The following is a 22,743-nucleotide window of genomic DNA, read 5'->3' as shown; positions in this document are numbered from 1 at the left end:
GGCACGCATTGCGTGCTCTTTTTTGTCGAAAAAAGGTGTAAAAGGTTAGGTGTCATGCCGAAACTATAGAAGAAAGGAGGGGAAAGGTCATGAAGTGGAAAGGAATAGTGATTGGTGGGTGCGCGCTCGTAGGGCTGATGTTCATGACTCAATCAGAAGCAGTTGCTCAAACAGCGTCTCCTTTGCAGCAAGCGGAAAAGTTGATTGGAGCACCTTATCATAAAGGAGGAACCGATCCAAAAACGGGCTTTGACGCATCAGGGTTTACGCAATATGTGTACAAGACATCAGGCGCTTTTGATTTGCCGCGGAAGGTAATCGATCAGTATCAGATTGGAAAAAAGGTATCATGGGACAAAGCCCAGCCAGGTGATCTTGTATATTTTCGAAGCCTTGAAGAAACAAAGGATATCCCGACACATGTAGGATTTTACGCTGGTAACGATCAGGTCATTCACATCACGCTTAGTCAAGGTGTGGTGAAAACAAACGTCAGCAAAAGCAAATACTGGACGGACCGATTTTATGCAGTCAAACGACTTCCCGGCACACCGTCAATCTCGGATAATCATCTTGTGAAAGATGCGATGAAATATGTAGGTATTCCTTATGTATTTGGTGCAGCAGACCCTAAGATTGGCTTTGATTGTTCAGGCTTTTTACAATATGTATTTGAAAAATCACTAGGGATTTATTTGCCTCGAAGTGCTGAACAGCAGTGGATGGTTGGAGAAAAAGTGGCATTAGATGATATACGTCCTGGGGATTTTGTCTTTTTTAGCAACACATATAAGCCAGGCATTTCTCATGTAGGGATGTATATTGGGGGCGACCGTTTTATTCATGCGAGCCGTTCGGAAAGTGTCACGATTTCTTATTTGTCCGAATCGTATTGGCGCGAAAAATGGACAGGTGCGAAACGATTAACAGAGCTGAAATTAGCAAAAGAAGACCCGATTGTCTCAAAAGCCGCTACGTATATTGGTGAAGTTCCTTATGTCAAAGGTGGGACGAATCCAAAGCAAGGCTTTGACACAGCAGGGTTCACACAGTATGTGTATCGTGAAGTGCTTGGAATTGAGCTGCCTCGTTATGCGTCAGGTCAAGTCAAGGAAGGTACGCCTGTGAAACGGTCGGAGCTGAAGCCGGGAGATCTCGTTTTCTTTAGTGGCACGTCATTGATACCGGCCATTTATGCAGGATCAAATCAAGTGATTCACATGACCGTCTCAAATGGTGTCGTGCTTACGAATATGAAAACAAGTACGTACTGGAAGGATAAGTATGAGACGGCTGTTAGAATCAAAAAATAAAGAAAAAGCCCGATCCACGCTCGTATCGGACTTTTAGACTTCTCTTTAGGCGCTGATCAGACAAGCGTCTTTTTTTCGTGGAATTGATTTTGTAAAAGGAGATCAATAAAGTAAGCAACACCGTCTTCATGATTGCCTTTTGTAATATAGGTGCTCTTGTCTTTAATGACATCAACGGCATTCCCCATTGCAATGCGGTGGCCTGCTTCCTCAAACATGGATAGATCGTTGGGGCTGTCGCCAATCGCATAAATATGTGAGCGGTCTACGCCGTAATGAGCTGCGAGCTTTTTGAGAGCATGTCCTTTTCCAGACTCTTTTGGAAGAACCTCAATGATATGTTTTCCAGAAGAGGTCAATGAAAGCTCAGGCATTTCCGCGAGAAGATCGCGAGCTTCCTGTAGTTTGTTCATATCAAATGAGAAGCAGAGTAATTTATAGGTCGCTTCATTCGACCCAAAAATCTGACGAATATCATCCACTGGTTTGATGCCGAATTGTTTGAATTGAGTCATTGCCCCTTCCCATAAATCAGCTATATCTTCATTTGGATTCGCGCTTTTGATCACATCAAATTCTGCTTTCAGCTTCTCTTTTCCATCAAAAGGAGAGAGGAGCGCATCGTCCGTGTAAACCTCAAAGTAAATGTTTCGTTCTACTAATGCCTGAGCCGCTCGTTTTCCTGCTTCTTGGTCAAGTGTGATACGGCTGAAAAGTTCGTAACCTTCTGTATGAACGGTTCCGCCGTTTGCTGCAATAATAGGGATGTCCAAATCGCCAAGCAGTTCCTTCACGTCAAAAGTCGCCCGCCCTGTACAGATGGTGACAATATATCCCGCTTCCTTCGCGCGGATCAATGCCTCCCTGTTTTGAGCAGATATTTCACTTTTTGTATTTAAAAGTGTACCGTCTAAATCAATCGCAATCATTTTTTTCATCGCTGTCAAATCCTCCTTCATGCATGCAATAGCCTCTTCAAAGTATGTACGATTTCGTTCATTCTCATGAGCAATACGATGCTTGTCCTCTCTATCAAGGCTAAACAAAAATGATCGAATGATCAAGGAAATAAGCCAAAGGGGAAAAATCTGCATCATCGTCAGCAAGTAAAAAAGCGCCCCTTAGGGACGCTTTCTGTTTATGATAATTCAAGCTGCTTCTTCAATTCAGTCTTCACTTCGTTTAGCTGGTTTTGATCCAATTGGTAATAATAAACTCCGTTTGGCTGGTAATCAGAGCCTTTCAGCTGAATGGTATCAACCGATTTCAATGACGTCAGAAGCGGGAAAAGCCCGACTAGCTCTTTCATTGAAAGGTTGGTCGCGACATTATCACCAAGTGTATCAATGATATTGTCATATGACGGAATAGATGTTAACGATTTTGATTTATCAAAAATGGCTTTTAATACTTCCATTTGACGCTGCCCGCGCATTAAATCACTATCTGCTTTTCTTGTTCTCACATATGCGAGAGCTTGATCACCGTCTAGTGTATGGGTTCCTGTTTGAAGCTGTACCTTGCCCTTTGTATCTTTTAGAACCTGTTTGACCACATATTCATCCTTGACGTTAATAGAGACCCCGTTTAGTTCATTGACGATCTCTTTAAATGCTTTGAAATTACTTTGGATCACAAAATCAACCGGAATATCTAGTAAATCTTCGACTGTACTCAAGGTTAAATCTGCACCGCCAAATGCGTGTGCATGTGTAATTTTGTCATAGCCATGCCCTGGAATATTCACATATGAATCCCTTGGAATGCTTAATAATTTTACGGTTTTATTTGTACGATTGACGGTTGCTAAGACCATCGCATCGCTTCGTGCTTGTTTCACTGTTTCGCCCGGTCTGCTGTCAATACCAAGCAGCAAGACAGAAAAGCTGTCTTTCCCAGGATCGAATGCTTCAATCCGTTTGACAGATTGTGCGCCGCGATCTAAAGATACTTGTGCTTTTTTTGCAGCGCTTGTCACTTTATAGTAGGCATAGCCTGTGACAGAAGCGGTTGTCAGTAAAAGGATACCGACTATAAATAGAGTGACTTTCACCCATGGTTTTAAACGCTTTTTTCCTTTGCGTTTGCTTCTTGATTGATCCATATATTTTAAACCCTCGCTATGATTTTTATAGTAAAGATGTCCTTCTTTTTGCTTACAAACTAAAACAAATATACCTTAAAACGGGATATAGTGCGACGTTTTTTTCACTAACGCTTAATTGACGTTTCCTTATCGTAAAAAGTTTCAATGATACGCAAATGAAATATATTTGTCATAAAACATCGAAATGTTTGAAGTGATAGAAAGTGAGGAAAATGATTTTTCATAGAGAAACATCCAGTACATACAGAACAAAAGAGGGGTTATGAACATGAAAAATCGGAATGGATGGCTTTATTTTTTCGGCGCACTTGGCGGCGCCTTATATGGCTATGATACAGGTGTCATTTCTGGCGCCATCTTATTTATGAAAGAGGATTTAGGGTTAAACGCATTTACAGAGGGACTTGTTGTCAGCTCGATTTTAATCGGAGCGATGCTCGGTTCCTCTCTATCTGGAAAGCTGACAGATCAATTTGGGCGGAAAAAAGCCATCATCGCCGCAGCGATTTTATTTATTATCGGCGGATTTGGTACAGCCCTTGCTCCGAATACGGAAGTGATGGTCTTATTCCGAATTGTGCTAGGACTTGCTGTCGGGTGCTCGACCACGATTGTTCCATTATATTTATCTGAACTTGCTCCAAAGGAATCGAGAGGTGCACTGTCCTCATTAAACCAGCTCATGATCACATTTGGTATTCTTCTCGCCTATATTGTGAATTACTCTTTAGCGGATGCAGAGGCATGGCGCCTGATGCTTGGAATTGCGGTCGTGCCTTCTGTGCTTTTATTATGTGGGATTATGTTTATGCCAGAAAGCCCCCGCTGGCTGTTTGTCCATGGACAGGCAGACCGTGCGAAAGAGATATTATCTAAACTCAGAAAAAGTAAGCAAGAAGTGGAAGAAGAAATTTCAGACATTCAACAGGCGGAAAGTGAAGAAAAAGGCGGTTTTAAGGAATTATTTGAGCCATGGGTACGCCCAGCATTAATCGCTGGTGTCGGTCTTGCCTTTCTGCAGCAGTTTATCGGTACCAATACAATTATTTACTATGCACCAAAAACATTCACAAGCGTTGGTTTTGGTAATTCAGCGGCCATTTTAGGAACCGTCGGAATTGGGGCAGTGAATGTTGTCATGACGTTTGTGGCGATTAAAATTATTGACCGTGTAGGGCGTAAAGCGTTGCTCTTATTTGGGAATGCTGGCATGGTCCTTAGTTTGATAGTCCTGTCAGTGGTCAATCGATTTTTCGAGGGGTCAACAGCTGCGGGATGGACGACTATTATTTGTTTAGGGCTCTTTATCGTCATCTTTGCTGTCAGCTGGGGTCCTGTCGTTTGGGTCATGCTTCCTGAGCTGTTTCCGGTACATGTCCGAGGAATTGGTACAGGTGTCTCTACCTTCCTCCTTCATACAGGGAATTTAATCATCTCGCTTACATTCCCAACTTTACTAAGCGCGATGGGTATCAGTAATCTTTTCCTTATTTACGCGGTCATCGGCGTAGGCGCCTTCTTGTTTGTGAAATATATGGTGACTGAAACGAAAGGGAAAAGTCTTGAAGAAATTGAAGAAGATTTAAAAAAGAGGAACCGTTCCGTTACAGGTGACGAAGGAAAAACGGTGTGAACAATGACCGGCTGCCCGCATGCAGCTGGTTTTTCTTTGTTAAACAAACGTTTAATCAAGAAAGGACAATCTCTCATCTTCTGAACGTGCTGCATATGACATACATATGGAATAGACGGGCGAAAGGTGGAAATGAGATGAAAGGGAAAACGAGCATTGTCATCCTGACATACAATGAACTGCATTTAACGAAAAAATGTATCGACAGCATCAAGCAGCATACCCGAAGTGACCAATATGAACTCATCATCGTTGATAATGCGTCAACCGACGGGACGAAGGAATATGTGAGAGAGCTGAAAGATGTGATTTTCATAGAAAATGCAGAAAATCGAGGCTTTGCAAAGGGCTGTAATCAAGGGGCAAAAAAAGCGACAGGGGATAGCATTCTCTTTTTAAATAACGACACGATCGTCACGGAAAACTGGCTTTCTCCATTAAAAGAGGCGTTATTTGCATCAGAACGTATCGGGATGGTAGGGCCAGTCTCCAATTATGTGAGCGGTCCTCAAATGGTCGAGCCAACGTATACAGATGTAAAAGAGCTGCCAGCCTTTGCGAAGAATTATACGGCTGCAAAAAAAGGTCAGAGAACTTATGTACATCGGCTTGTGGGATTTTGTCTGCTTGTGAAAAGAGAGCTCATTGAAGAGGTGGGTTTATTTGATGAGAGGTTCGTGTATGGATCTTTTGAGGATGACGACCTTTGTTTGAGATCCTTGCTGAAGGGATATCAGCTTCAAATCGTTCACGATTCATTTGTGCATCATCACGGTCATGCAACCTTTCGAGCGAATCAAGAAACGAACATCTCTACATTGTTTGCAGAGAACAGGCTTCGGTTTTTAGATAAATGGGGCATTGATCTTAATTTGATGACCCCTCATCCGTACTTTGCGGCTCTGCTGCCTGAAGATGCTGTTTGTGTACTGGATGCGGGATGCGGCGCAGGAGCAACAGGGCTTGAACTAATGAATAGGCAGTCTGTTGACATGTACGGAGTAGAGGCTGATCCATTAAAAGCAGCCATCGCAAAGGCATATTACAAAGAAGTCATCGAGGCAAAAGCGGATGAGTACCCATGGTTAGAGAAAGAGGCTTTTTTTGATGCGGTCATTTTTTCGGATGTTTTAGAGCATGTGTCAGATCCTTGGCACATCATTGAACAAGCGCACGCATCTTTAAAGCCAGGCGGTGTGATCATTTGCTGCTTGCCCAACATGATGCATGCGGAGGTGCTTCTTCCGTTAATGACAGGGGATTTTACGTATCAAGATGTAGGAATTTTAGACCGAGGTCACCTGAGGTTCTTCACACCAAACACAATGCGTGCGCTTTTCCCAGATCATTTGTTTGAACGGGTGATCGAGCAGAGGATCAATGTTCCGATTGATCAAAACGTCCAATTGTATTTTGACGAGGTGGCAAGAGTAGGAGCGTCACTTGGCTTTCAAACAAAAGCGTTGACTGATCAAGTGACCTTGTATCAGCTTCTCATCGTCGTGCGTAAAAAAGGCGGCTCCCCTTCGGGATAACCGCCTTTTTGCTTTACCATTTAAAGCTTTTTGTTGCACCTTCTGCACCAAAGTTCAAGATGCTGACTTTGACATCGTAATCAATAGCTGCTTCTTGGAAGAGCCTATCCCACTCGGTACCATGCTGATCCCAATAGTCAGGATATTTCATACGGAACTGCTGGTTAAAAAATATGGGATCAACGCCCACTTCTTTTTGCACATGATGGACCGCTTTTTGAATGCGTTCTTTAATTTTATGAGCAAAAATCCGCTCAAATCGTTCGATATACTGCTCATCGAATGAGTTTTCAGGAGGATATTGATCCTCAGACAATTTTCCATTTGTTTGTACGCTAATTTTAAAGGATACCTTTCCATTTTTCAGATAGGGCTCGACCTTCGTTTTTGCTTTTTTGATTTCATACGTTATCGGATAACCTTTGTAGGTGGCAGGTACAACGCCGCCTGAAATTCGGTCCATCACCCAGTTTAAAGATTGGACATCCTTCGCAGGGATGAAACCGATCAGCTTACGTGTTTTTCCGTGAATGATGCCTGCTCCATCATAAATAAGTTCACCGTCTATCGCATCTACACTTTGCACAAGGAAGCTAACGCCCATCTGAAAGTAATCAGACGCCCGGCCAATACGTGTTGGCGGTACGATCTTTCCGTTAAAGCTTCGATTTTTAGATGTTTCGAAGATATGCTCAACTGGGACCTTTTGCTGTGATTTCAATTTTTGGTTGACGACTTTTGACGCATCTCCTCGTGTCACGAGGAGATAGCTGCTGCGCCGAACCTCATCATCTCGAATAAAATGATTGAGTGTTCCTTGAATATCGTGATGCTCCGCCTGAGTTTTACCAAACAAAAAGATTTTCAAGTGATCACTATAGATCGGCGGGTCCTTCAAGGCGACATTACTGACAGCCTCCAGCACATTTTTTCCCTTCGAGACAACATTCACATAGCTGGGAGAATCGGCTTCTTGTGTTCCGCCTGTTTTCGGTACAAGGTTTTGGTAGGTCAGCTTAACGCCATCCTCGTCTTCCTCATCAATACCAACACCGCGTACAAACGATAGTTTTTCAATATCCTTTAAATCCCAGCATCCTGCTGATAGAAGAAAAAGGAAGCAGGAAAAAAAGAATAACAGTACACGCCTTCCTCTCATGCAGAACGACCTCCCCATTTTTTGCGTATCATCAGCAGAACAGCTGTAATAAAAGGAATGGCTAAAACCGCGAACAATGCGTAGCCGAGTAAAGTAGAGTAGTAAAAGACTTCATTGATATTTTTCGGAAATAAAGAGAGGGCAGAGGTAATCAAAAACAGCAGCCAAAGCAGTCTCGTTACATTGGTCGTCTTAAAGACTGTGTGGCATCCTTTAATGGCAAATTGGAAAAAGCCAAGCATGCAAATAAACTGCTGGCACGTCCAGATCGTCAGTAAAAAAATATCAAATCTTTCAATGAAGACCCCTTCAAGTTCTAGTGCTTGAATGAGTGAGACAGTGGGCCAGGTGAGGGATTTCGTTTCTCCCACTGTCATGGAGCCAATCACAATAAAAAGTGTGAGCGAGTACACGAGGGTTGTAATTCCAACTCCAATGGCAGCGGCCCATTTCGCCTTCGACCATTTGTCTTTATAAATGAGTGGTACAACAAACAAAATGACCTCAAAGCCTGTAAATTGAATAAATGTTTGAGAGAACAAATTACTGAAATCTTTAAACCCGTGCGCCATGACAGGACGTAAATAATCAAAATCAAATATTTTCAGACAAAACAGCATGAGCCCAATGTAAATGATCAAGGCGATGGGATAAATGTACGTGACCATTTTGACGACTGGAAAGATACCACTTTTCAAATGATAGATCGCCACGAGAAGAAAAATCATCACAATCACTGCCATGGGAGTCGATTCCAGCAGGAAAAATTGGACAACTTCCCCGAGTACACGCGCTTCAAAACCGACAATGCCTAGTAAATAGGCAATCAGCATTAAATTAAAGAACGTGCCAACGATTGCCCCTGCTCCTTTTCTATTTGACTCAAAAATGGTGTCTGGTGCATTTTTTTCAGCAATCCATCCTAACAAAAAAGCAACGAAAGCAAAGATGACTCCCTGTATTAATACAATGATCCAGCCATCAGGGAATCCTGAATTGGCAGAACTGCGAGGAATGGTTAAAATTCCAGCGCCTATCATTGTAGAGCTGCACAGAATGGTGACTTGTAACAATGATAGCTTCTCAGCTCTGTACATCGTTTAATCTCCTTGTCTTTTGAGATTTTTTATTTTTGCTGTTTTCGGTCTCGATTTAAATAGCCCAATTGGTAAACGTACGTACGTATCCTTTAAATCTGAAAACGGTGAAGACAAAACAGGTGTGAAATAGTCAAAACCAAAGGTCTTTAATTGCATCAGGTGACAAAGCACAAATAAATAACACATGATTAAGCCATATAACCCAAACATCGCTGAACTGAAAATAGCCATAAACCGCAAGATGCGTAGCGGGAAACTAAAGTCATAGGATGGTGCCGTAAAGTCAGCAAGTGCAGTCAGCGACACAATAATCACCATTAAGGCACTGACAATATTGGCTTGGACAGCCGCCTGACCAATGATGACGCCGCCAATGAGCCCAATTGTCTGCCCGATGGCTCTAGGAAGCCGAAGTCCAGCTTCCCGCAGCAGCTCTATCGTAAAAGACATAAGAATCGCCTCAACAACAGGAGGGAACGGAACATTCTGTCGGCTGCCTGCGATGGTGAGTGCCATCCGTGTGGGTAATAAGCCTGGATGATAAGAGACAAGTGCAATGTAAAGCCCGGGTAAAAAAATCGTGAGCAACACGGCGATATAACGGAGTAAACGTAAAAGAGTCGCGCTAGTCCATCTCTGATAATAATCTTCAGGTGATTGCATCAAGGCTGTAAAGGTCATCGGTAAAATGAGCGCAAAAGGAGTGCCATCGAGTAAAATTGACACTTTTCCTTCAAGCACAGATGCAATCACCCGGTCAGGACGTTCTGTATTTTGAATCTGCGGGAAAATGGAGATGTGGCTGTCCTCAATCAGTTGTTCAATATAGCCGGTTTCAGGGATGTCATCCATTTTGATTTCGGTCATGCGTGATAAAACATCTTCTACTAATTTAGGGTCAACAATATCACGAACGTACACAAGGGCTGCGGACTTCTTATTGCGAGTACCTACATTCACCTTTTGAATGACAAGGTTTGGGTCATTTGCCCGCTCACGGATTAAAGCCGTGTTTTTTTCAAGATTTTCAATAAAGCCGATCCGAGGCCCTCTTACAAGGACTTCCGATTGCGGCTCTTCTACTTCTCTAAATTGAAAAAGGTTCGTTTGGAGCGCAAGTGCTTGAGCCGCGCCATCTACAAATAAAATAGCCCTGCCGTTATATAACTGCTCGATGGCAAGGTTCATATCCTCCAGCACGTCATTTTGGATGCCAAAGAACGTTTTAGACAGGGCTGGAAGCGTACTAGAATCAACCTCGGTGATATCCAGTTCCTTTTGCATGGGTGAAATGATTTGTTTGGAAAGCATCTCAAATTCTGTGAGTCCTTCAACGTACATGAGACATGCAGAGATAGCAGAAGGGCCAAATGAAAATGAGTGGAACACGATATCATCACTTTTCCCGGCAAAGCTTTTGACGCGCTTGATGACGGACGCTATATCTTGTTCAATACGACTTTTCATAATACCTCACCCTCATGTCATGTTTTTTTATATAGTGACTCGGATGGTGGAGAATTATGCAAATAGAAAAAAGAGAATCCCTGCAAATAGGAATTCTCTCGTCTGTTATCTCGCAAGCCAGCCGCCATCAACCGCTAAAATATGACCATTCATATAATCAGAGGCTGGTGAGCTAAGGAAAACAGCCGCACCGGCTAGATCCTCAGGCTTTCCCCAGCGCCCGGCAGGAATTCGTTTGAGAATCTCTTCATTTCGATTCTCATCGTCCCGAATGGCTTGCGTGTTATTGGTCGAAATGTAACCAGGAGCGATCGCATTCACTTGTATATGCTGGTTCGCCCATTCGTTTGCAAAAGCCTTCGTCAGCCCTGCGACTGCGTGTTTACTTGCTGTATAAGCGGGGACAAAGACGCCGCCTTGAAACGATAGAAGGGAGGCGATATTGACGATTTTCCCTTGCCCATTTTTCAGCATCTGCCGCCCAACCCTTTGGGTGAGGAAAAAGAGACTATTGATATTCACATCCATGACCGTATGCCAATCTTCCTCTGAATAATGAGCGGCCTGCTCTCTTTTAATGGTGCCAGCATTATTGATTAAAATATCGATCGTATGCTTTTGTAACATGGCATCGACAGCCTGCTTTGCAGTTTGAGGGTCGGAAAAGTCAACCTGAACCGCATGAAACGAGCGGCCCGCCTGTTCGACTAGCGCTTTCGTTTCCTCAAGCGGTGTGTGGTGGTATGTGCCGATAATATTTGCGCCTGACCTGGCAAGCGCCACAGCAATGCCCTGCCCAATGCCGGTTCCAGGGCCTGTCACAAGGGCTGTTTTGCCTTCAAGAGAAAAGAGGGACGCTACATAGGATGCTGTCGTCATCACATTACCTCAGCTGGTCCATTGGGACAAAGTCCATATCTTTAAACGTATAGTTCTCGCCCGCCATCGCCCAAATAAATGAATAATTCGCTGTACCCGAGCCTGAATGAATAGACCAGGCAGGAGAAATGACCGCTTCCTCATTGGCCACAACGAGGTGTCTTGTTTCAGATGGCTCCCCCATAAAATGAAAGACACGAGCATCTTCTTCGATATCAAGATATAAGTACACTTCCATACGCCGATCATGAATATGAGCGGGCATCGTATTCCACGTGTTATTGGTTTCCAGCTGAGTGATTCCCATCATGAGCTGACAGCTTTGGATGCCGTTTGCGTGGATGACTTGATACAGGTTTCGTACGTTTGAAGCAGACGCTTCCCCTAAGTGATTCGGTGTTAATTCAGCGATGGCTGCTTTTTGCGTAGGGTACGCTTGATGAGCCGTGGCGGATACAAGATAGAACTTGGCTCCCTCGCCGGATGAACTAGCAAACTGTACATCTTCGTGTCCAAGCCCAATATATAAGAAATCTTTGTGCTCCAGTACAAAGGCTTCACCATCGACAGTGACTGTTCCTTGGCCGCCGACATTTACAATGCCGATTTCTCGTCTTTCAAGGAAATATTCTGTACGTAGAAAGTCGCCGGCATCTAATTTGAGCGGCTCTGCAGATGGCATGACTCCGCCAATCACCACGCGGTCCTCATGTGAATAGTAGAGCTTTAATTCACCGCTGACGAATAGTGTAGGAATATGAAAATGACGACGAAGTTCCTCTGTTGTAAAACGTTTGACCTGCTCAGGATGTACAGCATAACGATTTTCCATTTGAAATAAGCCTCCCTTTCCATCTGAAACAAAGTGTGGGTATTTTATTTGGTATCGGTTTCAAGGAAAATTTTAGAGGAAAAAGAGCATGCCGTCAACCGTTATTTTGAAATCGCTTTCTTTTTGTTTATTTAAATGTTTTTTTGCCATCTCCAAGCAAAAAAATCTTCTGGAATTCAAGAAATTATGATATGCTCTTTTTAAGTTATTTGAAATCGGTTTCGAAACAAATGAGAAGACATTGATTGTGGGAGTTTTTTGAATGAAAGAGAAAAAGCAAACGAAAGTGACCATCAACGAAGTGGCCGCTTATGCAGGTGTTTCAAAATCAACTGTATCCAGATATATCAATGGCAGAACAAATGAAATTTCTACTGAAAAGGTCAAAAAAATTAAAAAAGCCATTGAGGAACTGCATTATCGTCCGAGTCAGCTCGCACAAGGTTTGAAAGTAAGAAAAAGCAAGGTCATTGGGTTCATTGTAGCCGACATTACGAACCCATTCTCTGTAGCGACACTTCGCGGAGTCGAAGAAATTTGTGATGAATATGGATACAGCATCATGGTATGCAACACAGATAACCGACCAGAAAAAGAACGAGAAATGCTCCTCAAGCTGAATGCACATTATATTGAAGGGCTCATCATCAATACGACAGGTCAGAACAATGACATTCTGCAGGATTTGAAGGAAAACGGTGTGCCGATTGTCCTTGTTGACCGGAAATTACCTGAACTAAAAGTCGACACAGTGACAACGAATAACCGTGATATCACCATCCAGTTGCTTCAACAAATGTATGAGAAAGGCTATGAGCACATCGCCTTCTTTACTGAACCGGTCGATGGAATCAGTCCTCGTGAAGAACGAAAAGAAGCATATGAACAGACAGCCATGAGTAAATATAAGAAGCCGCTCATTGCAGAAATTGATTTGAAACAAAAGGAACAACTGCGAGAAGAGCTTGTCCATTTTGTACAATCAAGCCAGCAGAAAAAAGCGATTTTAGCAGCCAATGGATTACTTATGCTGAAGCTGATCAGTGAGCTTGTAGAACTCGGGTTAAAGATTCCAGAAGATATAGGCATCGCAGGCTTTGATGATACAGAATGGTATAAGCTGATTGGGCCTGGAATCACAACGGTTGCCCAGCCATCTCATGAAATGGGGAAAGCCGCCATGCAAAAAATCAAGACTCGGCTTGAAGGGGATGAAAGTGCGCCCCAAACCATTCAGCTTGATGGAGAAATCATCGTAAGAAAATCCTTATAAACAGACAGAGAAGAGTATACATATGTGAATGCTCTCTCTTTTTCAACTAATTTGAAACCGGTACCAAGAAAGGGGAGAAATGAGTGAAAGCATTGGATGCGGTCACATTTGGGGAATCAATGGCGATGTTTTACGCAAAAGAAGCCGGAGAGCTTCATCAAGTGCATACATTTCAAAAGGCGCTTGCTGGTGCCGAAAGTAACGTGGCAGTCGGTTTGGCGAGGCTAGGTTTTGATGTGGGATGGATGAGCAAAGTCGGAGCAGATTCACTTGGCACATTTATTTTAGAAGAGCTTCAAAAAGAAGGAGTCGATACAAGTGCAGTGATCCGATCAAATGATGGGGCTCAAACAGGGATATTACTTAAATCCAAAGTGATGGATGGAGATCCTGACGTCACGTATTATCGCAAAGGCTCTGCTGCGAGCACAATGAGTCCTAGCGACTTTCCCGCGAATTATTTCAAACAGGCAGGACATCTCCATATGACAGGTATTCCACCTGCATTATCCAATGAAATGAGAGCGTTTTCTTTTCATGCTCTTCAAAAGATGAAAGAAGCAGGCAAAACCATTTCATTTGATCCAAACCTTCGGCTGCAGCTATGGGAAGAGGAGGAAGATATGATCCATACAGTGAATCAGATCGCTTTTCAAGTAGATTGGTTTTTTCCGGGGCTTGCAGAAGGGCAAAGGCTCACAGGCTGTCATGAGCCGGAAGAGATTGCCGATGTTTATTTGCAAAAAGGCGTCAAGCTTGTGGTCATTAAGCTCGGTGCAGAAGGTGCCTTTTATAAAAGTGCAGCCAGTCAGGGGATTGTGAGCGGCTTTTATGTGCCAAATGTCGTGGATACAGTCGGTGCCGGTGATGGGTTTGCCGTGGGGGTTATCAGCGGTTTACTGGACGGTTTATCATATGAAAAATCTGTGATAAGAGCCAATGCTGTAGGGGCTCTTGCGGTGATGTCTCCAGGCGATAAGGACGGCCTGCCTACTCGGGAAGAGCTTCAGGCCTTTATGAAAGAAGCCAAACGATATCAGAGACGGGAATATATGAAGGGGGACGAAGGATATGGGAAAGTCAGCAAGTTTGAGCGTTAAAGAACGTCTCGCGGCTTGTAAGCTGATCGCAGTGGTGAGAGCGGGGAGCGAAGCAGAAGGCATTAAGATCATAGAGCGTTTAAAGAAAAAGGGCGTTCGTGCCATTGAAGTGACGTATACCACGCCCAATGCGGAACGCATCATCGCATCCTTTCAGCATGAGCAAGATCTGATTGTAGGAGCGGGCACAATCACCACCCTTCAGCAGGCGCAATCAGCCATTGACGCAGGCTCGCAATTTATTGTCAGTCCAGGATATCTTCCTGTCATTGGAGAGCATCTCTCATTTCACGACACACTCTATGTACCAGGTGTCCTCACCCCAAGTGAAATCATGCAGGCAAAAGCAGCTGGATACTGCTTGCTCAAGCTTTTTCCAAGCGGCTCCTTCGGTTTATCCTATATGAAAAACTTACAAGGCCCATTTCCAGATATTGAATTTATTCCAACGGGTGGGATTCATCCAGCTGATGTGCCAAAATGGCTGAAAGCAGGCGCAGTGGCTGTAGGGGTCGGAAGTCAGCTGGAGAGCAGTACAGCAGAAGAATTACAAGCGGTTCTTTCTTCATAAATAAGCGCTATCAAATGAACAACTGGCAGATGGATGCTGGTTGTTTGTTCGTTTATCTGACATAACTGCTGGTGAATACTGACTCTTCACGTACAATGATCGTGAAGGAGTGATAGATGTGTACATTCAACAAGATACACTCACGGATGGACAAATAGAGCAGCTGATTACCGCTCATATAGAAGAAATGAAAGAGCATTCCCCGCCAGAAAGCATTCATGCCCTTCCGTTAGCTGATTTGAAAAAGCAAGATGTCACAGTGTGGAGTGTGCGGGATGGAGAGAAGCTTCTTGGCTGCGGAGCGTTAAAGGAGCTGTCAAGTGATCACGGCGAAATCAAATCCATGAGGACCGCAGCTCACCATATGCGAAAAGGTGTAGCAAGGTATATGCTGAACCATCTTCTCCAAGAGGCAAAAAGGCGCGGCTATTCACGTATCAGCTTAGAGACAGGTGCGATGTCTTTCTTCGAGCCAGCAAGAAAACTATATGAGAGTGTTGGGTTTTATATTTGTCCGCCTTTCGGTTCATATCACGAAGATCCAAACAGTTTATTTATGACAAAGGAATTATAGAGGTTGAGAGAGTATGCTTATAAGCAGCTCTTTTTTTATGCGCAATTTTGAAAGGGGGAGGATGTGGTGAAAGGTTCAAAGTGGATCGTGGTGGGCGCCTTTCTCACTTTTTGTGTCGTATCTGTCATTTTTTTAACATCATTAGGTCAAGATTTATTTAAAATTGAGAGCGCTCCCGAAAAAGCGTCAACAACTTATCAATATCACTTTGTCCTTGTACCGGAGGAGCTTGATAACGAATATTGGCAGCTAGTACAAAAGGGAGCTGCTGATGCGGCAGCCGCTCATCACGTGTATTTAGAATATTTGGGTCCCAAGCAAGCCGATATAGACGACCATTTGAAAACCATTGATATGGCAATCGCAGGGCATGTCGATGGCATTATGACACAGGGACTTGATGCGAAAAAATACAAACCGCTTTTTCAGAAGGCGAGGGAAAAGGGCATTGATGTTGTCACCGTTGATACGGATGCAGAGGGGAGTAAGCGTCAAGTGTATGTAGGCACGGACAATTATTATTCTGGCTTTATCGCAGGACAGGCACTCATCGCAGATACAAAAGGCGAACAGTATGTAGGAATTGTCACAGGCAGGCTTGATGCCGTTCATCAAAAGCAGCGCGTCAAAGGGTTTCGAGATGCCGTCGCCGCTGAAAAACGCATTCATATTGCTGGAATAGAAGAATCAGCCATTACCAAATCAGGGGCCTCCGGTGCCGCGTATAAACTATTAAACGATCATGCGAAGCTTACCGCATTTTACGGCACGAGTGCATTAGATGGTGCAGGGATTATTCAAGCAACAGCGCAATATCAATCGTCCGCAGATATCTATGTACTCGCATTTGATACGTTGCCAGATACGATTCAGGCGCTCGATGATGGAGAGATTGATGCCGTCGTTGTTCAGCACCCTTATGAAATGGGCTATCAAGCAGTGGAATCGCTTGTGCGTTTGCAAAAAGGTGAAAAAGAAGAACCGCTTCAGTACACAGGAACGAGTGTGATTCGGCGCGAGGATCTGCCGCTGCAGCAAACAGACAGAAGGCAGGGGGTGCAGCCGTGAGAAGGATTCGAAGTAAATTGCTACTGGCATTTTTGACCCTTGTGTTCCTTGGCAATGTGGCCGCTTTTTTCGTCTATTGGAGCAGCTCGAATATCACATCAGAATATAGCAGAAGCTTTCGTTCTTTTCTCCTGCTTAATGATATATCGACAGAGGCAAAAACGATGTATGAAAAGGTCAATGCGTATGCGATTGAAAAGGATCAGCAGTTTGCCAAAGAATATCTAGCTTCAAAACAAAAAATGAAATCCTACGACCAGGCATTGCGAAAAGATGCCGGGCTTCATGCGGCCATTCCTTCTATCGAAAAATACCAATATATGATGCGGACGCTCATCAATGAAAGTGATGCGACCATGACACATGTAAAAGAAGGGAAAATCAAAGAATATGCAGCAAGTGTGAAGGAAGTAAGAACCGTCTCCTCCTACATACAAGAGCAAACGATGACCCTGCTTGATGATGAATTGTCTGAGTATCAAGTACTCTATCAATCTCTGCAAAAAAGACACCAAACCTATGCGCTCTTTACCTTATGTTTGTTTACGCTGTCCATTGGGGTCGCCTTATGGATGGCGTATATGATTGCTGGCGGGATATCAAGACCGATCGTCCATCTCTCTCGAAGCGTAAAGGAAGTATCAGAAGGAAACTTTGATGGAGCGAACTTGCATGTCACCTCAAAGGATGAAATTTCTGTATTAAATGAGGCTTTTCAGCGAATGCGACAAGAGATGAAAATGATGATTGAAGAGATGAAACAAAAGGCAGCCTTAGATCAAAAAATCAAAGACATGAAGCTGAAAACGCTGCAAAACCAAATGAACCCACATTTTTTATTTAATACCTTAAACATCGTCTCACGCATGGCTTACTTAGAATCAGCGGATGCCACATCGAGGTTGATCCAATCTGTTTCCACTCTCATGCGTTATTCGCTGTCAGCTCTCAGTGCATCCGTTACGCTCGAACAAGAAGTAAAAGTGGTCAAAGAATATTTTCATATACAAGAAACGAGATTTGCCGATCGTATCACATGCAAAACGATCATAGATGAATCGTGTTTATCTGTACATATCCCAAGTCTCACCTTACAGCCGCTTGTTGAAAATGCCTTTATTCATGGCGTCGAACCAAAGGAGGAAAACGGGCTTGTCGAACTCTCGATCTATCAAGAAGGCGGCTATGTGATGATTCGGATTCGGGACAATGGGATGGGAATCAACGAACAAGAGAAAAGGAGATTGCTATCAGAAAAAGAAGAGGAAGATCCAAACATCTTGAGTAAAGGGCACTCGACAGGGATCGGTCTTCGCAATGTGATGTCAAGGCTGCATTTGTTTTATGGGGTAAAAGATGCCCTGCAAATTGACTCAAAGCCAAACGAAGGCACCACCATTCAATTGGCTATTCCGATGAAGGAGGGACCATCATGCTGAACGTGCTGATTGTGGATGATGAAAAAATAGAACGGCTAGCGATGCGGAAGTTCATGACGGATTGGCTTCCAGAGTGTCATATCGCAGGAGAAGCTGAAAATGGAAAGAAAGCGGTTGAATTCGTGCGAACTGAGCCCGTTCATCTTGTGCTCATGGATATTCAGATGCCGGGAATGGATGGACTCACAGCGATCAAGCAAATCAAAGCGAGCAGCCCTCATACAAAATTTATTATGCTGACAGCCTACGATACGTTTGATTATGCCAAGCAAGCGATGCAGGAAGGGGTGAAGCAATACCTCGTCAAACCGGCTGACAAAGATGAAACCATCGCCGCCATTCGCACGGTTGCGGCAGAGATTCAGCAGGAGGCGTCTCAGCGGCAGGCGATGGCGGCCGGTCAGCAGTCAAATTGGCTTGAAGCTCATGTCATAAACGGTCAATCCTATACCTCAACGGAGTTTCAACAACTGTTTCATGAATTCGAAGCAGGTCTTGTCATCGCTGTACAGCGGACAATCGGGGATCAGCTGTTGATTGATTTACAGACATCTCCCCTTTTTCATACAGTGCCGATTCAGGTGAGTGGTGAGCTGTTTACATGTCTTATTTATCGTCACCAAGCGCCTGGTCAGTTAAAGGCAGATGTCCTGCAGGCGATTCGAACTGCCACAACAAGCGATCAGCCTTCACCTATCGTTGGCATAGGACACCCGGTCTCAAATCCGCTTTATCTTCAGAAAAGTGCAGCAGAGGCGAAGCTTGCCTATTATCAGCGGAAAAAGAGCCCCGGCGTTGTTCGTTATGGTTTTTACCAAACAGAAGAACAGTCTCATCCATTGATCCATCTGCCTGAGCTTGCAGACGATATGATGCAGGCAATGGAAGAAGGGAGAAGAGAGGATGCGCTCGCTTTATTCGATGCCTTTGAGCTAGAGGGGGCGACCCTGTCACAACTAAAAGAGCTGCTGATTTTATTTAAATCACGGCTCCGAACAGACTGGCCAATATTAACGATCAGCACCGCTGCTGAATGCCGTCAGTGCTGTGAATATTTATTTGACGTGTACGAAGCAAGAAACCAGACTGTGAATGATATCGAGCGGGCAAAGCGCTACATCAAAACGCATTTTTGTGAACAGATCACGCTGGAGCAGACTGCCGCCTATGTTGATTTAAGTCCAACCTATTTCACAAAACGGTTTAAAGACGAGACAGGGCTGACATTTAAAGAGTATGTGACGACCTGCCGGCTGGATAAAATCAAAAAGCTTCTCAAAGACAGCTCGCTTAGTTTAAAAGAAATTACCTATCAGGCAGGATATACAGACCCCAATTACGTCAGCCGTGTGTTTAAGAAGATGGTGGGTTGTTCAACGAAGGAATATCGAAAACAGACCGTAAAAAAATGAAGAATTTCATAAAAAAGTGAAGAAGTTTGCCTAAAAAAAAGAAAGGATCTGCCATTATACTTATTATGATAACGCTTACAAAATGAGGATGGGGGATCAATCATGAAGGTTAAATTAGGCTTTACGCTGTTAGTACTCTGTATGCTTATCGTCACTGCCTGTAGTTCATCGACGAGCTCAGATGCGAAAAAAGAGGGCGGAGCAGAGAAGCTCGACATTTTCTCTTGGTGGACTGGAGCAGGTGAGGAGGACGGACTGAAAGCACTCATTCAATTGTTTGAAGAGAAAAATAAAGACATCCCAATTGAAAATGCAGCTGTCGCAGGTGGTGCTGGTACAAATGCAAAGGCTGTTCTGACTAGCCGGATGCAAGGAAATGACCCGCCAGCTACATTCCAAGTACATGGCGGAGCGGAGCTGAATGAGAGCTGGGTCACAGCAGGCAAAATGGAGCCTCTGGATGATCTATATGAAAAAGAAGGCTGGAAGGACAAATTTCCAGAATCACTCATCGACCTTGTCAGCAAAGATGGGAAAATCTATTCAGTACCAGTGAATATTCACAGGGGCAATGTGCTTTGGTATAACAAGAAGGTATTTGACGATGCAGGCTTAGAGCCACCAACGACCTTTGATGAATTTTTCAAAACAGCAGATGCATTAAAGAAAAAAGGCATTACACCGCTCGCACTTGGGGATAAAGAGCCTTGGGCAGCAACACATTTGTTTGAGAGTGTGCTGCTCGGCGTTTTAGGCGCTGATGGATATCAAAAGCTTTGGGCTGGCGACATGAAAATGGATGACGCAAAAGTGAAGGAAGCGGCAGATATTTTTGGGCGTATGCTTGAATACGTCAATGATGATCACAGCTCTCGTAACTGGCAGGATGCCTCGCAGCTCGTAGCAAAAGGGGAAGCTGCAATGAATGTCATGGGCGACTGGGCGAAGGGGTACTTTGTGAATGATCTGGATCTGAAGGTGAATAAAGACTTTGGATACGTGGCGACTCCTGGCACAGAGGGAAGCTTTATGGTGATCACCGATACATTTGGACTGCCGAAGGGCGTGAAACAGCCAGAAAACGTGAAAAAATTCTTATCTGTCTTAGGATCTGTGGAAGGACAGGATGCATTTAATCCGCTGAAGGGATCGATTCCAGCACGTGTGGATGCAGATGTTTCTAAATATGATGAATACGGAAAATCGGCGATGAAGGCATTTAAAGAATCAAAGCTGGCGCCGTCTCTCGCACATGGTTCAGCTGCTGAAGAAGGGTTTGTGACAAAAGCGAATCAAGCCGTCAATATCTTCGTCACACAAAAAGACAGCAGCCAGTTTGTTTCATCTTTAAAAGATTCAATGAAATAAAGACGAGGAGGCGGCGACTAAGCACCGCCTCTTTTTTAAAAAGGAGTGTAGCTTCATGCGTATGGATACATCGCCGATCACAAAAGCAGCAACACCCAAAGTCAAACGTGTGCGGAAAAAATGGAGTGGGGATCAGCTGCTTGCGCTTCTATTTTTAGCCCCGTCGGCTGTTTTATTATTCATCTTTGTTTACGGCTTTATTGGCTGGACAGGGTATGTGTCATTATCAAATTGGACCTCGCTTGTTCCTGATTTCTCTTTCGCAGGTCTTCAAAACTATATGATGCTGTTTCAAGATTTCCGCTTTCAGTCAGATCTTCGAAACACGGTCTTTTTCACTCTATTCTTTATTGGAGCCGTTATTGCCTCTGGGCTCGCACTTGCGATTTTACTAGATCAGAAGATCAAGGGTGAATCTCTATTTCGGAATTTATTTTTCTTTCCAATGGCCCTTTCCTTCGTTGTGACAGGGGTCGTCTGGCAATGGATTTTAAACCCGTCCACAGGGGTGAATCTATTTTTAAAGACGCTTGGTATCCAGCCTAAGTGGTACACGGATACGAACATTTTAGCTGGATTTGTCTGGGGGAAAATTGAGTTTGGTGTCCCTGCGGCAATGATTGCAGTCGTAATTGCAGCTGTTTGGCAGATGACTGGATTTTCTCTAGCAATGTATTTGGCGGGTTTGAGAGGCATTCCAGAGGAAGTAAGAGAGGCTGCAAGAATGGATGGCGCAACCGAATGGCAGATTTACCGAAAGATTATTTTTCCTTTATTAAAACCGATAACTGCAAGTGTCATTATCATCATGGCTCATATTTCATTAAAGATTTTCGATTTGATTTACTCGATGACAGGACCGGGTGCAAACTTTGTCACAGATGTTCCGGGCGTTTACATGTTTGAAATGACCTTTAGAGGAAACCATTATGCAGGCGGTGCCGCCATCGCGATTGTGATGCTGGTCTCTGTTGCGGTCTTTATCGTGCCATATCTCCTGTCGAGCCGGAAGGGGGCGTCATCATGACAGCTAGATGGTTTGTCCGTCCAGTCCTTTATGCTTTATTGATTTTGTGCAGTCTGTTTTTTCTGATGCCAGTCTATGTCATGCTCGTCACAAGCTTGAAGCCATTAGGTGAAGTGACCCTTGAGAAAATGTGGGCGCTGCCGTCAACACTCGATTTTTCAAGCTATCAAATCGCATTTGAAAAGCTAGCGCCCAATTTAATGAATTCTCTTTATCTAGTCATTCCGGCTACCTTATTGTCAGCTGTCTTAGGGGCGATGAATGGCTATGTCCTATCAAAATGGCGTTTCAAAGGATCAGAAGTGGTCTTTACGCTGATGCTGTTTGGAATGTTTATTCCATATCAAAGTATCCTCATTCCACTCATTCAATTTTTACGTGAAGTCGGATTGTATAATTCGATTCCAGGTTTGGTGCTTGTCCATGTCGTATATGGACTCCCAATCACAACGCTCATGTTTCGAAACTTCTATGTGAGCATTCCTGATGAAATGATTGAATCGGCAAAAATGGACGGTGCAGGGTTTATCGGGATTTTCAGACATATGATTCTTCCGCTTTCGATCACAGGATTTGTTGTAGTCGCCATTTGGCAGTTCACAAATGTGTGGAATGAGTTCTTATTTGCAGTCACGATGACCACTGCGGAGCATCAGCCAGTGATGGTTGCCTTGCAAAATCTATCGGGCAGTCAAATTGTGCAATGGAACGTCCAAATGGCAGGGGCAATATTGGCCGCATTGCCGACACTCTTGGTCTATATTCTGCTCGGAAAATACTTTGTCAAAGGGCTTCTCGCAGGCTCTGTCAAAGGATGAAACATTTTAGTGTTATCGTTTTCATTTGGTGTACTGAAAGGATTGACTTCTCTTTAGATAGCGTCATA

Annotated in this window: 20 protein-coding genes; 13 read left to right on the top strand and 7 right to left on the bottom strand. The window is 43.9% G+C overall.

The annotated features are described in order from the left end of the window. The first annotated feature begins 89 nt into the window (after positions 1-89). Complete coding sequence (locus tag MKZ05_RS16430) at positions 90-1,313, top strand: C40 family peptidase (protein WP_339160586.1); 1,224 nt, start codon at positions 90-92, stop codon at positions 1,311-1,313. A 56-nt stretch (positions 1,314-1,369) separates the two neighbouring features. Here MKZ05_RS16430 and MKZ05_RS16425 read toward each other — a convergent pair whose 3' ends face one another. Together MKZ05_RS16425 and MKZ05_RS16420 are read right to left on the bottom strand one after the other, a co-directional pair. Beyond that, complete coding sequence (locus MKZ05_RS16425; RefSeq protein WP_253622095.1) at positions 1,370-2,251, bottom strand: Cof-type HAD-IIB family hydrolase; 882 nt, start codon at positions 2,249-2,251, stop codon at positions 1,370-1,372. 200 nt (positions 2,252-2,451) lie between these two features. Further along, positions 2,452-3,417: an LCP family protein gene (locus tag MKZ05_RS16420; protein WP_003212964.1), complete on the bottom strand. Its 966-nt coding sequence runs from the start codon at positions 3,415-3,417 to the stop codon at positions 2,452-2,454. A 271-nt stretch (positions 3,418-3,688) separates the two neighbouring features. Between MKZ05_RS16420 and MKZ05_RS16415 the strand changes: the two genes are divergently transcribed. Both MKZ05_RS16415 and MKZ05_RS16410 read left to right on the top strand, forming a co-directional pair. Next, a complete protein-coding gene (locus tag MKZ05_RS16415) occupies positions 3,689-5,053 on the top strand; it encodes a sugar porter family MFS transporter (protein ID WP_106035676.1) in 1,365 nt (454 codons plus the stop codon). Between the two features lie 137 nt (positions 5,054-5,190). Beyond that, on the top strand, positions 5,191-6,588 hold the full coding sequence (locus MKZ05_RS16410; RefSeq protein ID WP_339160584.1) for a bifunctional glycosyltransferase family 2 protein/class I SAM-dependent methyltransferase: 1,398 nt from the start codon (positions 5,191-5,193) through the stop codon (positions 6,586-6,588). Positions 6,589-6,601: 13 nt separating this feature from the next. Here the strand turns inward: MKZ05_RS16410 and MKZ05_RS16405 are convergent, their stop codons facing one another. The 5 genes from MKZ05_RS16405 to kduI form a co-directional block, all read right to left on the bottom strand. After that, on the bottom strand, positions 6,602-7,747 hold the full coding sequence (locus MKZ05_RS16405; RefSeq protein ID WP_339160583.1) for a Ger(x)C family spore germination protein: 1,146 nt from the start codon (positions 7,745-7,747) through the stop codon (positions 6,602-6,604). Next, the gene (locus MKZ05_RS16400) at positions 7,744-8,844 is read right to left on the bottom strand and encodes a GerAB/ArcD/ProY family transporter (protein ID WP_339160581.1); all 1,101 of its coding nucleotides are present in this window, start codon (positions 8,842-8,844) and stop codon (positions 7,744-7,746) included. The genes MKZ05_RS16405 and MKZ05_RS16400 overlap by 4 nt, the downstream gene beginning before the upstream one ends. A 3-nt stretch (positions 8,845-8,847) precedes the next feature. Then, entirely contained in the window at positions 8,848-10,314 is a 1,467-nt protein-coding gene (locus tag MKZ05_RS16395; RefSeq protein ID WP_251190732.1) for a spore germination protein, read from the bottom strand. 105 nt (positions 10,315-10,419) lie between these two features. Beyond that, complete coding sequence (gene kduD, locus MKZ05_RS16390; protein ID WP_339160580.1) at positions 10,420-11,193, bottom strand: 2-dehydro-3-deoxy-D-gluconate 5-dehydrogenase KduD; 774 nt, start codon at positions 11,191-11,193, stop codon at positions 10,420-10,422. A 4-nt stretch (positions 11,194-11,197) separates the two neighbouring features. Continuing rightward, complete coding sequence (gene kduI / locus MKZ05_RS16385; protein ID WP_003212793.1) at positions 11,198-12,025, bottom strand: 5-dehydro-4-deoxy-D-glucuronate isomerase; 828 nt, start codon at positions 12,023-12,025, stop codon at positions 11,198-11,200. 262 nt (positions 12,026-12,287) lie between these two features. Here kduI and MKZ05_RS16380 point away from each other — a divergent pair, with 262 nt between their 5' ends. From MKZ05_RS16380 to MKZ05_RS16335, 10 genes are all read left to right on the top strand, one after another. Beyond that, positions 12,288-13,298: a LacI family DNA-binding transcriptional regulator gene (locus MKZ05_RS16380; RefSeq protein WP_050944382.1), complete on the top strand. Its 1,011-nt coding sequence runs from the start codon at positions 12,288-12,290 to the stop codon at positions 13,296-13,298. A gap of 83 nt (positions 13,299-13,381) precedes the next feature. Then, positions 13,382-14,398, top strand: coding sequence for a sugar kinase (locus MKZ05_RS16375; RefSeq protein WP_339160578.1), 1,017 nt, complete (start codon positions 13,382-13,384; stop codon positions 14,396-14,398). Next, positions 14,370-14,969 carry a bifunctional 4-hydroxy-2-oxoglutarate aldolase/2-dehydro-3-deoxy-phosphogluconate aldolase gene (locus MKZ05_RS16370; RefSeq protein ID WP_050944381.1) on the top strand — a complete coding sequence of 200 codons (600 nt, stop codon included), beginning with the start codon at positions 14,370-14,372 and terminating at the stop codon, positions 14,967-14,969. The genes MKZ05_RS16375 and MKZ05_RS16370 overlap by 29 nt, the downstream gene beginning before the upstream one ends. Positions 14,970-15,087: 118 nt before the next feature. Continuing rightward, positions 15,088-15,543 carry a GNAT family N-acetyltransferase gene (locus MKZ05_RS16365; protein ID WP_339160576.1) on the top strand — a complete coding sequence of 152 codons (456 nt, stop codon included), beginning with the start codon at positions 15,088-15,090 and terminating at the stop codon, positions 15,541-15,543. A gap of 66 nt (positions 15,544-15,609) precedes the next feature. Further along, positions 15,610-16,611 carry a sugar-binding protein gene (locus MKZ05_RS16360; RefSeq protein ID WP_339160575.1) on the top strand — a complete coding sequence of 334 codons (1,002 nt, stop codon included), beginning with the start codon at positions 15,610-15,612 and terminating at the stop codon, positions 16,609-16,611. Beyond that, positions 16,608-18,050 carry a histidine kinase gene (locus MKZ05_RS16355; protein ID WP_310025561.1) on the top strand — a complete coding sequence of 481 codons (1,443 nt, stop codon included), beginning with the start codon at positions 16,608-16,610 and terminating at the stop codon, positions 18,048-18,050. Before MKZ05_RS16360 ends, MKZ05_RS16355 begins: the two co-directional genes overlap by 4 nt. Further along, positions 18,044-19,462 carry a response regulator gene (locus tag MKZ05_RS16350; RefSeq protein WP_339160574.1) on the top strand — a complete coding sequence of 473 codons (1,419 nt, stop codon included), beginning with the start codon at positions 18,044-18,046 and terminating at the stop codon, positions 19,460-19,462. Before MKZ05_RS16355 ends, MKZ05_RS16350 begins: the two co-directional genes overlap by 7 nt. A 102-nt stretch (positions 19,463-19,564) precedes the next feature. Further along, complete coding sequence (locus tag MKZ05_RS16345) at positions 19,565-20,830, top strand: ABC transporter substrate-binding protein (protein ID WP_253622104.1); 1,266 nt, start codon at positions 19,565-19,567, stop codon at positions 20,828-20,830. 55 nt (positions 20,831-20,885) lie between these two features. Then, on the top strand, positions 20,886-21,857 hold the full coding sequence (locus MKZ05_RS16340) for a sugar ABC transporter permease (protein WP_339160573.1): 972 nt from the start codon (positions 20,886-20,888) through the stop codon (positions 21,855-21,857). Further along, positions 21,854-22,675 (top strand): carbohydrate ABC transporter permease, encoded by an 822-nt coding sequence (locus MKZ05_RS16335; protein WP_050944374.1) that lies wholly within the window; start codon positions 21,854-21,856, stop codon positions 22,673-22,675. The genes MKZ05_RS16340 and MKZ05_RS16335 overlap by 4 nt, the downstream gene beginning before the upstream one ends. Positions 22,676-22,743 lie beyond the last annotated feature (68 nt).

This window comes from Bacillus sp. FSL M8-0277, from assembly GCF_037975305.1.
GTDB lineage: Bacteria > Bacillota > Bacilli > Bacillales > Bacillaceae > Bacillus > Bacillus pumilus.
This window is presented reverse-complemented; position numbering and strand designations above follow the sequence as displayed.